Origin of the sequence: Colwellia asteriadis (assembly GCF_039523295.1) — a bacterium.
Taxonomy (GTDB): domain Bacteria; phylum Pseudomonadota; class Gammaproteobacteria; order Enterobacterales; family Alteromonadaceae; genus Colwellia; species Colwellia asteriadis.
Genome location: NZ_BAAAFA010000005.1, coordinates 117,464 through 130,988, shown reverse-complemented (window position 1 = coordinate 130,988; position 13,525 = coordinate 117,464). Strand labels below are relative to the sequence as shown.

Sequence of the window (13,525 nt, the reverse complement as noted above, 5' to 3'; positions counted from 1 at the left end):
TATATGGTTCGCTTTTTAGTATCAATACTACTAGGCGCGGCAGTTACCTTTGGCTTATTTGCTTTTATGGCTTTCCTTGTTTCATCAGGTGATCGAAACAAGGAAGAGCAACAAGAGAATATAATAGTAGAAGTTAATACTACGCCGCCAAAGTCTGCAGCAGAGCAGCGTCGACGTGTACCGCCGCCGCCGCCTCCGCCGCCTAAAGCTCCACCTAAGCAGCAGGCTCCAGAGCCTGAAGCTAGTAACAATACCAGTGGCTTAAACTTTAATATGCCAGGTGTTCAACTTGCAGGTGCTTCAACAGGCTTATCAGCACCAGGTGCAGGTATGGGCCGTGATGGCGATGCAACACCAATTGTTCGAATTGAGCCTAAGTACCCAATTCAAGCAGCGCGTGATGGTAAAGAAGGTTATGTAATTCTTTCTTTTACCATTAACGAAATTGGTGGCGTTGAAGATGTTGAAGTAATTGAAGCTGAGCCGAAGCGTGTTTTCGATAAAGAAGCTAAACGCGCATTAAGAAAGTGGAAATATAAACCTAAAGTTGTTGATGGCAAAGCTATGAAACAACCTGGGCTAACTGTACAACTTGATTTCTCTATGGGAGGTGAGTAATGTTGAAAAAATTATCTACTTCTTTAGTGGTAGCAACATCTTTGCTTGTAGTGCAGGTTCCTTTTTCTGATTACGCTGTCGCCGCCGGTGTCGGTGCAGAAGAGAAGAAAAAGCGTCCTACGCATCTTGTTGGCCCAAATATTGGTAAAAAAGTACAAAAAGCTTTTGAACTATATGCAGGTAATGAAGAAGAAGGCATTGAGTCTGATCTTCAAGGTGCATTAGCTGTTCTGCTTGAAATTGATGCAAGTAAAACGTTTGATAAAGCCTATGTTTCACGATTTATTGCCGTTATGTATGCAACAATTGGCGACAATGAAGAAAACGCGATTAAATATCTTAAATTAGCGGTTGAACCCGATATTTTAAGTGAAGTTGATCACGGTGAAGCGTTAAAGCTTTTAGCTGACTTACAAATGCAGATAAAAGATTTTAAAAGTGCTTTAGCGAACTATTATGCTTGGATGGAATTTACTGGTAAAAGCGACGGCCCAACATTTGTTAAAATTGCTCAAGCTCATTATGAAATGAAGCAGCTTGACAAAATTATTGAGCCTGCTGATAAAGCTATTGCTGCATTTGGTGATAAACCTAACCAAAACCCTTATATTTTAAAAGTTACGTCGTATTACGAGCGTAAAAAATATAAAGATGCAGTTAAAACTTTAGAAACAGTAATTCAGCTTTTCCCTGAAAATAAGCAGTGGTGGACACAGCTCCCAATGTTCTATTTATTAATAGAAGATTATAAAAAAGGGGCTTACACGCTTGAAATGGCTTACAAGAAGGGGTTTTTAGATAAAGAATCGCAAATTAAGACCCTCGCTAGCTTATATAGCCAGTTAGAAGTGCCTTATAAAGCAGCTCTTTTACTAGAAAAGCATATTGCTTCAGGTTTAGTTAAGCGTGATGATCAAAATCTATCGTCTTTAGCTAATGCTTGGCATTCTGCACAACATATTGATAAAGCAGCAAAGTATTATGGTGAACTGGCTAAAATGACCAGTGAAGCAAAACACTATCGCAAGCAAGGTATGTTGTTAAAGCAGGATGAGCAATTTACTAAAGCAGTTTCCGCATTGAATAAAGCATTAGATCTTAATATTGATGATCAAGGGAAAATTCATATGAGCATTGCAGAATGTTATTATTACCTTGAAGATTATAAGAAAGCTTATACTGCTATTCAAAAAGCGATAAAAGATCCTAGCTCTCGTAAATATGCACAGGGTTGGAAAACTTATATAGTTGATGCAGCTAAACGAAAAAATGTTTCAATCTAGTTAAGTATTTATACTCTTAATCTAATTTAAAAAACCAGCTATTTTGCTGGTTTTTTTATGTCTACTTTTTGCTATTTCTCTTTAGCAATATTCATCGTAATATTTTCTTATGAAGTGCGCCAAAAAATATCCAAATAATAGTGAAATTTTTAGGCGAATATAGAGGTCTGTTTATATACTAAGACTATCTCACTACCGACAGAGAGATAAATACAGTAATTATTAAGGAATACGCATGAATATAATTAAAAAATCAACATTATTGCTTACTGCTTCGTTATTAGTAATGGCATGCTTTACGAGTATAACGGCACAAGCAGAGGTTAACCCCTTTTCATCTAAGGAGTTAGCTACTGTAGTTGCTAGTAATGATACAAGCAAGTGTGGCGAAGGTAAGTGTGGCGAAGGCAAAATGAAAGATGCTGCAAAAAAAGGAAAATGTGGTGAAGGTAAATGCGGCGAAGGCAAAATGAAAGATGCTGCAAAAAAAGGTAAATGCGGTGAAGGCAAAATGAAAGATGCTGCAAAAAAAGGTAAATGTGGTGAAGGTAAATGCGGCGAAGGCAAAATGAAAGATGCTGCAAAAAAAGGTAAATGTGGTGAAGGTAAGTGTGGCGAAGGCAAAATGAAAGATGCTGCAAAAAAAGGTAAATGTGGTGAAGGTAAATGCGGCGAAGGCAAAATGAAAGACGCCAGCAAAAAAGATAAAAAGTGTGGTGAATAATACCAAAGTATTTAATGGGTGAAATTTAATCAATAAAAAACGGGCTAAGCCCGTTTTTTTATTAATTAAATTTAGTTGAGTAGCTTCTATGCTCTAGCGATCAACATTACCAATGTAATAATAAACAGACCATTTAGACTTAAAGACGCCCGTACTTGGTACTAAGTGTGTTGAAATAGTTAGATCGTTAATTTCATTAACATACTCAGCCTTTAAACCATCATCGTGATTGCGTTTACTCTCTGTTAAACGCCAATCATCGCCTAAACACTGCTGAATAGTCTCTTTAGCGTTTTGATAGTATTTTTGTGCAGATTGCTGTTCAACTTCAATGGTGTTGCATGAATAGGTCGCATTATTCGCACCAAACGACCATATTTTACAGTTGTTACCAACTAAGTGATATTTAGCCTGCCAAATATTGCTTGCTCTTGATTTCACTTCACTTTGCTTTAATGTTTCAAAGTTAGTTTTATAAGCATTAGCTAGCATCGTTATTTTTTGACATGGGTTGGAGATAGGCGCTAACGTTTGCTCGGCAAGCGTATTTTGATTAACACAACCTGTAAGGAATGTGGCGGCAATTATTGTTGCATAACCAGCTAATCTTGAATGATTAAATGTTATAGAGTTCATATTTTTATTCATCGGTTCTATCCCGCTAACCTTATATAAGTGGTAAGCACGTATAGTACAAAAAATTCTTTTTATTTAATAGTTAAACCCTATTTGATAAGGACTTAATTCAATAACTTCTGTTTTTAACACGCCCTGTATACGAAGCTATGTAGCTGAAGGATTTAAAGACAGTAATTACATTGGAAAAGTGTGAGCTCATTAACAAAAAGTGTATAATATACACCTCACTTTTTTGTTTGGACAACCCCTTGACTAATAATGATATTTTACGACGCATCCGCTACACCTTTAATTTTAATGACAAAAAAATGGTGGAGCTTTTTGCGTTAGCTGAGCATACGGTTACCCGTGAGCACATTAGCCAATGGTTAAAGAAAGATAATGATAGCGATTTTGTTAGTTGTAGTGATACCGAATTGGCTATTTTTTTAAATGGTTTTATTAATGATAGGCGTGGTAAAAAGCCTGGTCCTCAAATAGCGCCAGAAAAGCGAGTTACTAATAATATTATTTTAACTAAACTAAAAATAGCGTTAAACCTTCAAGCAGAAGATATTATTGAGTTACTAAACACTGTCGACTTTAGGCTAAGTAAGCCTGAATTAAGCGCTTTTGCGCGTAAGGTTGACCATAAACATTATCGTGAATGTAAAGATCAGGTAATTCGTAACTTTTTAAATGCAATTGATAAAAAATATCATGTAGCGAGAACAGAAAAAATACAGCAAAAACCTGTAGAGGGTGGAAGCAAAGCTAGCCAAAAGGTTGAACATAAGAAGTTTACTAAGAAAAAGCCGAATGAGCCCTTTGTAGAGGGGGCTAGGCCTAATGCTAGTACCATTTATCAAAACCCTAAGGTGTCTACAAATCCAACAACTGAGCCCAATAAAAATAATCGAAAAATATTAAAGCTTAAGTAAGTTGATATAAAAATTAGCCAAAGCGTGAACGTCATAATACCGAGCATCTATTTGGTGTTTTGCTAGTACGGCCTTTACTATATAAAACTAAGTTATTTTACATTATGCTTAACTTATTATTTTTAAAAAACGATGATCCAATTTTAGAGAAAACCTATGAATGACTTACAACTTGCACAGTTAACTCAATCTATTTTAACCATTCCTGATTACCCTAAAAAGGGCATTTTATTTCGAGATGTGACGAGCTTACTTGAAGATGCGCAAGCTTTTGCGCTGACTATGCAGTTGTTAACTGATAAATATAAAGATCAAGGGTTTACAAAAGTTGTAGGTACTGAAGCTAGAGGCTTTTTATTTGGTGCACCTTTAGCATTAGCATTAGGTATAGGGTTTGTACCCGTTCGCAAACCAGGAAAATTACCACGAGAAACTTATTCTCAACCTTATCAACTTGAATATGGCGAAGATATTTTAGAGATTCATCAAAATGCACTAACGAGTGATGATAAGGTATTAATAATTGATGACTTATTAGCAACTGGCGGTACTATTGAAGCAACCACTAAACTGATACGACGCGTTGGCGCTAAAGTGACTCACGCAGGTTTTGTCATATCACTGCCTGATTTAGGTGGTGAAGATCGTTTAACTGCAATGGAACTTGAAATATTTTCACTGATTCAATACGCAGGTGAATAGTAAAATATTTAGAAAATCATTTGGTTAACCTCTTTACATTTATCGAGCATTCAAGAAGACAATTATGAGTTATCAAGTACTGGCGAGAAAATGGCGTCCTAAAAATTTTCAAGAGTTAATGGGACAAGAGCATGTTGTTACTGTGCTCGCAAATGCTTTATCTCAGCAGCGTTTGCACCACGCCTACCTTTTTACAGGCACACGTGGTGTGGGTAAAACCACTATTGCTCGTATTTTTGCGAAAAGCTTGAATTGTGATATTGGGGTAACAGACAAGCCTTGTGGAAAATGTGATGCTTGTGTAGATATCGATCAAGGTCGCTTTATTGATTTACTTGAAATTGATGCCGCGTCAAAAACGAAAGTTGATGATACTCGTGAAATATTAGATAACGTTCAGTACGCCCCAACGCGAGGACGCTATAAAGTTTATCTGATTGATGAAGTACATATGCTTTCTAGGCACAGTTTTAATGCGTTATTGAAAACATTAGAAGAGCCGCCGGAACATGTTAAATTTATTTTAGCGACCACAGATCCACAAAAACTGCCAATAACCGTATTATCTCGGTGTTTACAGTTTCATTTAAAAGCACTTAATGTTGCTCAAATAGAAACGAAATTAACAGAAATTTTAAAATATGAAGAAGTCGCTCATGAAGCTGGCAGTTTAACCTTATTGGCTAAAGCGGCACGCGGTAGTATGCGCGACTCTTTAAGTTTAACAGATCAAGCCATTGCGCAAGGGCAGGGCAATATAACCTTAGCCAATATTCAGCAAATGCTGGGTGATATTGACCAAAATTGGATATTTAATATTGTTATTCACTTGTTAAAGCAAGACAGCCAAGGGTTAATGGCGCTTTCTCAAGAAATTGCAGCTTATGCACCAAGTTATAACCGATTATTTGCTGAGTTAATTCAACTTTTTCACCAAATAGCGTTAATGCAAGTAGTCGAAAAAAGTTTTACCTTGTCTATAGAGCAGCATTCCCTATTGAAAAAATTCAGTCAAGCAATGTCAGCAGAAGATGTGCAGTTATATTATCAAATATGTGTTAACGGCCGCAAAGATTTACCTTATGCTGCTGATGAGCAGGCAGCTTTTGATATGACACTATTACGCTTGTTAGCATTTAAGCCAATGCAGCGTAATGAATTAAAAAATAATGTTATTCAAGATGCGGTTAGTGATAATAGTGCCAATAGTGAAGCTCACTTTAATGAAGCAATGCTGTCATCAACTACTTTATCTGAGACTCAAGCTAATGAGTTTGATAATGAAAACCTCAATAGCGGTGTTATTAACGACGCTACGCCACAAAATTATACGGCGATTACTGATGCTAAAACCAATGATGAGCTAGCGGCTAGAAATATTACTAACAACGTAAGTGAGTTAGGTAAAGATACCAGTGAAAATATAAACGAAGATATAAACGAAGATAAACACGAGGCGGCACAAACTCTTGCGGCCGAAATGCTAGCGATTGAAACACAAGCTCAACAGCAACAAAATGAAAGTAACACTACCAGTCATGCACCGAGAGCGCCTTTACAAGATACAGCTTTGCCTTTTGATGATTCAGTAGCAGGTGCGACAACTGAAGTTCCTAGTGCAAGCGACTCTTTATCTAATAGTACTTCTTATGAGTCAACTGTTGGCGAAAGACAGAGTGAAGATAACAGCGAATTTCATCAACCACAGCTTGACAATGAGTCAGTTGAGTTGCCAGCCTCAGCAACGAGCGAAGCAATAACTCCCCAAAACGTAACTCCTGCTATTTCGGACACGCTAGCTGACAGTCCAATAAGCTCAGTGTTAGCGACTCGAAATATGTTACGTAGTCGAAAAAAGCAGTTGGAGAGTCAGGAAAAAAAGTCTGATGGCGCGAAAGAGCGTCAGATAACAGACCCAAAGCAGAGTAATGCGACAGAAAGTAACTCTGCTGAAAATTCAGCGACTAAACCAAGTGTTGCTATTCCTGAGCCAGAAGCGCCATATCAACCTGAAAGTATAGATCCCGCCGTTGTGCGTAAAGCAAATCAAGTGGATAAATGGGCGCATATGATAGACTCAATGCAGCTTACTGCGCGTATTCGTCAATTAGCGATTCATGCAACCATTAGTGATGAATCAACGGATGATAGTTTAATTCTTTTATTAGATCAGGCAACAAGTCACTTAAATACCGAAGTAGCACAGCAGCAGCTTCAATCCTCTATTAGTGAATTTTTATCTCGGCCAATTACCGTTACGTTAACGATTGTTGAAAGCACTGTTGCTGATCCTTTTCAAATACAATCTCATATTAATGATAAACGCTATGATTATGCCAAAGCATTATTAAAAGAAGATCCTGTTGTTATTGCGTTACAAGATAATTTTCAAGCAACATTAGATGAAGAAACTATAAATGCGCATTAGCTTTTAAAAGCATGTGGCTTTGGGTTAAAATAAGAATATTACCAAGTAAGAGTTTTACAGTAAGCTCTATTATACATTTGAATTATTGGAGAAAAGTATGAAAGGCGGTATGGGAAATTTAATGAAGCAAGCTCAACAGATGCAAGCTAAAATGGCAAAAGCACAAGAAGAGTTAGCAAATATGGAAGTTGTTGGTGAAGCTGGCGCTGGCATGGTTAAAGTAACGATGACAGGTAGCCATAGTGTACGTCGTGTTGAGCTTGATGAAAGCTTAATGGACGATGACAAAGACATGATTGAAGATTTATTAGCTGCAGCGGTAAATGATGCTGTACGTCGTGTTGAAGAACAAAGTAAAGAAAAAATGGGCTCAGTAACTGGCGGTATGCAATTACCACCAGGGATGAAAATGCCTTTTTAAGCTTTAAAATATTAACAGTAGATACAGTGTTATAATTTCAGCTGCTAAGTGAAACCTTCAAGTTAGCAGCTTCCTCCCTTTATTTAGACAACTTACCATGAAATTTAGCCCATTAGTTCAAGAGTTAATTGATTCCTTAAAATGTTTACCTGGTGTTGGTGCTAAGTCGGCTCAACGTATGGCGTTTCATTTACTTGAACGTAATCGTCGTGGCGGTAGCAAGTTAGCACATTCACTAAGTAAAGCGATGGTTGATGTTGGTCATTGTCAACAATGTCGAAACTTTACTGAGCATGAGTTATGTGAAATATGTCAAAGCCCTAAACGTCAATTAGCAACCACGTTATGTGTTGTTGAAAGCCCTGGAGATGTTCTTGCTATTGAACAAACAGGAGAGTTTACTGGCAAGTATTTTGTGTTAATGGGGCATTTATCGCCAATTGATGGTATTGGACCTGATGACTTAGGCTTAGACATTTTAGCTAAGCATTTTGCCAGCGGTCAGTTTGCCGAAGTTATTCTTGCGACAAACCCTACCGTGGAAGGTGAGGCGACGGCTCATTATATTGCTGACTTGGCTCAGGAGTATCAAATTAACATGTCTCGTATTGCTCACGGTGTTCCTGTTGGTGGTGAGCTTGAGTATGTTGATGGTAATACTTTATCTCATGCATTTTCAGGGCGAAAATCCTACCAGATGTAATGTGATAGTGAGCGAATAAAATTTAGCTTAAGTAGCTGTTTAGCTTAACTAGATTAGCCACCTGTAAATTTTACTTTAAAACCAGCTTGTTCTAATACTGTTTTAATGGTGTCACGTTGATCGCCTTGTACTTCGATAGTTTCGCCGACAACTGAGCCGCCCGTACCACAGGTTTTTTTGAGTTTTTTCGCTAAAGCTTTCAGTGGCTCTGCAGCTAAACCTAGCCCGCTGATCACGACAACGCCTTTTCCTTTTCTACCTTTGGTTTCGCGTCGTACTCTAGCAAAGCCATCGCTTGGGGTTACGGTTTTTGTGGCTGCTTTTTTTACACGACCACCATCGGTTGAATAAACCAAGTCAGAATCGCTAGAGCTGCTTTTATTAACGGCTTCTGTCGTTGCTGAATCAGGAGTTTTACCAAAAGCGTTAGCAAGATCACTTAGACTAGAAAAACTGTTTTTCATAAAAATCTCTATCGTTTTATATACACGTTAATAAAAATAAACCGCATGGGCTAAATGCCGATGCGGTTTATTGTATCAATATAAAATAAACGATGAAATAGCGTTTAACGATTGCTTCAATAGGCTAACCGAAACACTCGCATTAAAGTTTACTTTCTAGCTCTGGTAGTGCGTCGAATAAATCAGCAACAATACCGTAATCAGCTACTTGGAAGATTGGTGCTTCAGGATCTTTGTTGATTGCGACAATCACTTTAGAGTCTTTCATACCCGCTAAATGTTGAATCGCACCGCTAATACCTACAGCGATATAAAGATCAGGGGCAACGATTTTACCCGTTTGTCCCACTTGCATATCATTGGCAACAAAGCCCGCATCTACCGCCGCACGAGACGCACCAATAGCTGCGCCTAGCTTGTCCGCGATACCTTCAAGTAGCTTGAAGTTTTCACCGTTTTGCATACCGCGACCACCAGAAATAACAACATTGGCTGCGCCTAAGTCAGGGCGTTCAGATACGGTTAACTCATCACTCACATGACTTGAGTTACCTGCATCGTTACTGTTACTTATTGCAACTGCTTCACATTGACCATCAGTCGCTACCGCATCAAAACCTGTTGTTCTTACGGTAATTACTTTCTTTTCATCTAAGCTTTGTACGGTTGCAATAGCATTACCCGCATAAATAGGGCGTACAAAGGTATCTGCACTTTCAACCGCAATGATGTCAGAAATTTGTGTTACATCTAATAGGGCAGCAACACGAGGCATAAAGTTTTTTCCTGTTGTTAGTGCTGTCGCTAATATGTGTTGGTAGTCACTCGCTAGTTCAGTAACTAATAAGCTAACGTTTTCAGCAAGCTGGTGCTCAAAAGCGGCATTATCAGCAACTAATACTTGTTTAATACCATTAACTTTTGTCGCGGCATCGACAACGCTTTGACATTGAAAACCTGCGACTAATAAGGTGATATCTCCACCAATAGCTTGTGCTGCGGCAACGGTTTTTAAGGTTTCGTTTTTTAATGTGCTGTTATCATGCTCAGCGTAAACTAATATACTCATGAGATCACCTTGGCTTCATTTTTTAATTTTTCTACTAATTCATCAATACTTTCTACCACAATACCTGCTTGTCTAGTTGCTGGTGGCGTTACGCTCAATAACTTAGTGCGCGCTGATAAATTAAGCCCGAATTCGCTTGCTGGTTTAACATCTAACGGTTTACGTTTCGCTTTCATAATATTAGGTAATGAGGCGTATCGAGGTTCATTTAAGCGTAAATCGGTTGTAACAATCGCGGGTAAATTTAAGGCAAGAGTTTGTAAGCCACCGTCTACTTCACGTGTTACATTGACTTTGTCGCCATCAACAACAACTTTTGATGCAAAAGTCCCTTGTGGCATACCAGTAAGTGCGGCTAGCATTTGCCCTGTTTGATTATTATCACTGTCAATCGCTTGCTTACCAAGAATAACTAATTGAGGTTGTTCTTCTTCAACAATCTTTTGTAATAATTTAGCGATATTGAGTGAGTCTAAACTTTCATCGGTGTCTATTTGAATTGCACGATCAGCACCTAATGCTAAACCTGTACGCAGTTGCTCTTGGCATGATTTGTCACCAATTGACACGACAATAACTTCGCTCGCTACTCCCGCTTCTTTTAAGCGAATAGCTTCTTCAACAGCAATTTCACAAAAAGGATTAATAGCCATTTTTGTATTGGCTAAGTCTACATTTGAGTTGTCCGGTTTTACTCGAACTTTAACGTTATAATCAATAACGCGTTTTATCGGAACTAATACTTTCATGATAGCCTCTGATCTGGTTGGTAATATTCAGTTATTAGCTAAAAGATACAGTCGGTTTACGTCAACGTCAACGTAATCTTGGTGAAAACTTTTAAACTAAGTTACAATTGTTATTTATAAGAACTATAGCTGCTTGCTTGAGTTTAGGTTATAAGATACTATCAAACAGTTGTTTTAATATCAAACAACTGTTTTAATATTTGTTTAATTCTTTTAAATTCAATTAAATAAGCGAAATTATAATAATACTAGGAGAGCTTATGGAACGCGAATCAATGGATTTTGATGTTGTTATTGTTGGTGCTGGACCAGCAGGATTATCAGCAGCATGTCGTTTAATGCAACTTGCACAAGCACAGCAGCAAGAATTGATGGTTTGTGTGGTTGAAAAGGGCTCTGAAGTGGGAGCACATATTCTTTCTGGCGCGGTTTTTGAACCCACAGCGCTCAATGAGCTTTTTCCTGATTGGGCACAAAATAATGCCCCACTTAACACTAAAGTGGTTAGCGACGATATTTACTATTTAAATGATGAAGAGTCAGGGGTGAAGCTGCCTAACTTTGCCGTACCTAAAACCATGCACAATCATGATAATTATATTGTCAGTATGGGTAATGTTTGTCGCTGGCTTGCTGAGCAGGCAGAGCAGTTAGGCGTAGAAATATTCCCAGGGTTTCCAGCACAGAGTGTTATCTATAATGATGATGGCAGTGTGGGTGGTATTATCACTGGTGATATGGGCTTAGATGCAAATGGCGAAGAAAAAGACTCATTTACACCTGGAATGGAGCTTAGAGCAAAATATACAATTTTTGCGGAAGGTTGTAGAGGACATTTAGGTAAAGAGTTAATCGAGAAGTTTAATTTAACGAAAGACAGCTCACCACAACATTACGGTTTAGGTTTTAAAGAAATATGGGATATTGACCCAAGCTTACATCAAGAGGGGCTTGTAGTTCATACTGCAGGCTGGCCATTAGATAAAAAAACCAATGGTGGTGGGTATTTATACCATGCTGAAAACAACCAAGTGTTTGTTGGCTTAATTGTTGACTTAAATTACAGCAATCCACACTTAAATCCTTTTGAAGAATTTCAACGCTTCAAACATCACCCTAAAATTAGCCAATACCTTATTGATGGGAAACGTGTGTCTTATGGTGCACGCGCAATGGCTAAAGGTGGCTTTAATTCATTGCCTAAAATGACCATGCCTGGTGCGCTATTAGTTGGCTGTGACGCAGGTACAATTAACTTTGCTAAAATCAAAGGTAATCATACCGCCATGAAATCTGGCATGTTAGCAGCTGAAGCGGTAATTAATGATTTACTAAGTAGCGAAGGTATTGCTGAAGTTGGTGGTAAAGACTTAACTGGTTTTTATGATTTATATAAAAGTTCATGGTTATATGACGAGTTGTATAGTACGCGTAATTTTGGTCCAGCCATGCATAAATTTGGCACTTTCTTGGGCGGTGCTTACAATACCTTAGATCAAAATGTATTTTCAGGTAAGTTACCGTTTAACTTTAAAGATGACTCTATTGATAGTGAGCAATTAACATTAGCTAAAAATGCTCCCGTTATTAACTATCCTAAACCCGATAATAAATTAAGTTTTGATAGACTTTCATCGGTATTTTTGTCGAATACTAACCACGAAGAAGAACAGCCTTGCCACTTAAAACTCAATGATGTGTCATTACCCATTACGGTGAATTTAAGTCAATATAATGAGCCAGCACAGCGTTACTGTCCCGCAGGTGTTTATGAGATAGTTGAAGCTGAGCAGGAAAGTAAATTAGTCATTAATGCTCAAAACTGTATTCATTGTAAAACATGTGACATTAAAGATCCGAGCCAAAATATTACTTGGGTAACACCAGAAGGGGGCGGCGGTCCTAACTACCCAAATATGTAGTTTTTGAGTATTGGGAAATTTCACGTAATGCTAATGAGTTAACGTTAGCAATTACGTTTAATGATTAACTTCTACAGCAAACTAATTCTTAGTTTCAATGATGTTGTAAAGCGCTAGTTCAGGTATTACATTATGTAAATCATGTTCTATTTGATCTAGTGCCGTTAATTGCAAACAAAATAACGAAGCTTTTTCGTCAAGCGCTTTAGCACGTTGTGTAACCTCAAGTTGTAAACCTTGCTCAATGCCCGTTAAGCGTTGATCAAAAGTGGCAATACGCTGCTCACCGTTGCCGGTTTCATCGTGACTACCTTCTGCTAAGAGAGATTGCCCAACAGCTTTGAGTATTGTACCAATTGAGTTTGAAATAATTTCTTCAATTTCTTGTTCAAACTCGCCTGCAAACATTTCATCAAAATCGTTAAAGTCTTGAGGGGCAATATAGTAATTATTAGCGCTTTGGTTAAAGCGGGCACGAATACGCCACTTTAGCTCATCAAATTTGGCTTGTACTTTTTGTTGTGAACTACTATTTTCGCCGGTTAAGCCACCAATAACTTCATTCGCTGCTTTTAAACCTATATCTACGCCTTCAATAGCTATAGAGACCATCTCGGGCAATTGTTGACGAATACCCGCAGAAAATTGTGCAAGTAATTGCTGTTGTTCACTTGATAAGGCTAACTCTCTACCTTGAATAAAAAGTTGGTGCTCGTTATTAATTTGAACTTGCGTTTTACTTTGTTCGACAATACGAATGTGATTAGGGTCAATAATAACGCCATAATTAAAGTTTATTGCACACTCTTGTGCAAAAGCATTATGGCTCAGAAGATATAATGCTGATGTGATAAATAAGGTTTTAGACATTGAATACAATCGG

At 37.9% G+C, this 13,525-nt stretch carries 13 protein-coding genes and 1 pseudogene; 9 read left to right on the top strand and 5 right to left on the bottom strand.

Going from position 1 to position 13,525, the window contains the following annotated elements; genetic code table 11:
• Window positions 1-3: 3 nt before the first annotated feature.
• From ABD005_RS08535 to ABD005_RS08525, 3 genes are all read left to right on the top strand, one after another.
• Window positions 4-618, top strand: a complete 615-nt coding sequence (locus ABD005_RS08535) for an energy transducer TonB (protein ID WP_215980647.1) — start codon at window positions 4-6, stop codon at window positions 616-618.
• The gene (locus tag ABD005_RS08530; protein WP_215980646.1) at window positions 618-1,901 is read left to right on the top strand and encodes a tetratricopeptide repeat protein; all 1,284 of its coding nucleotides are present in this window, start codon (window positions 618-620) and stop codon (window positions 1,899-1,901) included. Before ABD005_RS08535 ends, ABD005_RS08530 begins: the two co-directional genes overlap by 1 nt.
• A 235-nt stretch (window positions 1,902-2,136) precedes the next feature.
• Complete coding sequence (locus tag ABD005_RS08525; RefSeq protein WP_343816960.1) at window positions 2,137-2,625, top strand: HvfA family oxazolone/thioamide-modified RiPP metallophore; 489 nt, start codon at window positions 2,137-2,139, stop codon at window positions 2,623-2,625.
• A gap of 93 nt (window positions 2,626-2,718) precedes the next feature.
• On the opposite strand, the gene ABD005_RS08520 is transcribed toward ABD005_RS08525, so the two are convergent.
• Window positions 2,719-3,261, bottom strand: a complete 543-nt coding sequence (locus ABD005_RS08520; protein ID WP_343816958.1) for a hypothetical protein — start codon at window positions 3,259-3,261, stop codon at window positions 2,719-2,721.
• 251 nt (window positions 3,262-3,512) lie between these two features.
• Here ABD005_RS08520 and ABD005_RS08515 point away from each other — a divergent pair.
• The 5 genes and pseudogenes from ABD005_RS08515 to recR form a co-directional block, all read left to right on the top strand.
• Window positions 3,513-3,962 (top strand): annotated as a pseudogene (locus ABD005_RS08515) (YehS family protein); the annotation flags it as partial.
• A 378-nt stretch (window positions 3,963-4,340) separates the two neighbouring features.
• Complete coding sequence (gene apt, locus ABD005_RS08510; RefSeq protein ID WP_343816956.1) at window positions 4,341-4,886, top strand: adenine phosphoribosyltransferase; 546 nt, start codon at window positions 4,341-4,343, stop codon at window positions 4,884-4,886.
• Window positions 4,887-4,950: 64 nt separating this feature from the next.
• A complete protein-coding gene (dnaX, locus tag ABD005_RS08505; protein WP_343816954.1) occupies window positions 4,951-7,314 on the top strand; it encodes a DNA polymerase III subunit gamma/tau in 2,364 nt (787 codons plus the stop codon).
• Window positions 7,315-7,411: 97 nt separating this feature from the next.
• Complete coding sequence (locus ABD005_RS08500; RefSeq protein WP_215980640.1) at window positions 7,412-7,735, top strand: YbaB/EbfC family nucleoid-associated protein; 324 nt, start codon at window positions 7,412-7,414, stop codon at window positions 7,733-7,735.
• Window positions 7,736-7,832: 97 nt separating this feature from the next.
• On the top strand, window positions 7,833-8,438 hold the full coding sequence (gene recR, locus ABD005_RS08495; RefSeq protein ID WP_215980639.1) for a recombination mediator RecR: 606 nt from the start codon (window positions 7,833-7,835) through the stop codon (window positions 8,436-8,438).
• A 53-nt stretch (window positions 8,439-8,491) separates the two neighbouring features.
• Here the strand turns inward: recR and ABD005_RS08490 are convergent, their stop codons facing one another.
• The 3 genes from ABD005_RS08490 to ABD005_RS08480 all read right to left on the bottom strand — a co-directional run bounded on the left by ABD005_RS08490 (window position 8,492) and on the right by ABD005_RS08480 (window position 10,720).
• Window positions 8,492-8,794: a translation initiation factor gene (locus tag ABD005_RS08490; RefSeq protein ID WP_252738932.1), complete on the bottom strand. Its 303-nt coding sequence runs from the start codon at window positions 8,792-8,794 to the stop codon at window positions 8,492-8,494.
• Window positions 8,795-9,044: 250 nt separating this feature from the next.
• Complete coding sequence (locus ABD005_RS08485; protein WP_343816949.1) at window positions 9,045-9,971, bottom strand: electron transfer flavoprotein subunit alpha/FixB family protein; 927 nt, start codon at window positions 9,969-9,971, stop codon at window positions 9,045-9,047.
• On the bottom strand, window positions 9,968-10,720 hold the full coding sequence (locus ABD005_RS08480) for an electron transfer flavoprotein subunit beta/FixA family protein (RefSeq protein WP_343816947.1): 753 nt from the start codon (window positions 10,718-10,720) through the stop codon (window positions 9,968-9,970). Before ABD005_RS08480 ends, ABD005_RS08485 begins: the two co-directional genes overlap by 4 nt.
• Before the next feature lie 260 nt (window positions 10,721-10,980).
• Here ABD005_RS08480 and ABD005_RS08475 point away from each other — a divergent pair, with 260 nt between their 5' ends.
• Window positions 10,981-12,642: an electron transfer flavoprotein-ubiquinone oxidoreductase gene (locus ABD005_RS08475; protein ID WP_343816945.1), complete on the top strand. Its 1,662-nt coding sequence runs from the start codon at window positions 10,981-10,983 to the stop codon at window positions 12,640-12,642.
• Between the two features lie 81 nt (window positions 12,643-12,723).
• Here the strand turns inward: ABD005_RS08475 and ABD005_RS08470 are convergent, their stop codons facing one another.
• Window positions 12,724-13,512, bottom strand: a complete 789-nt coding sequence (locus ABD005_RS08470) for a DUF2884 family protein (protein ID WP_343816944.1) — start codon at window positions 13,510-13,512, stop codon at window positions 12,724-12,726.
• Window positions 13,513-13,525: the final 13 nt, after the last annotated feature.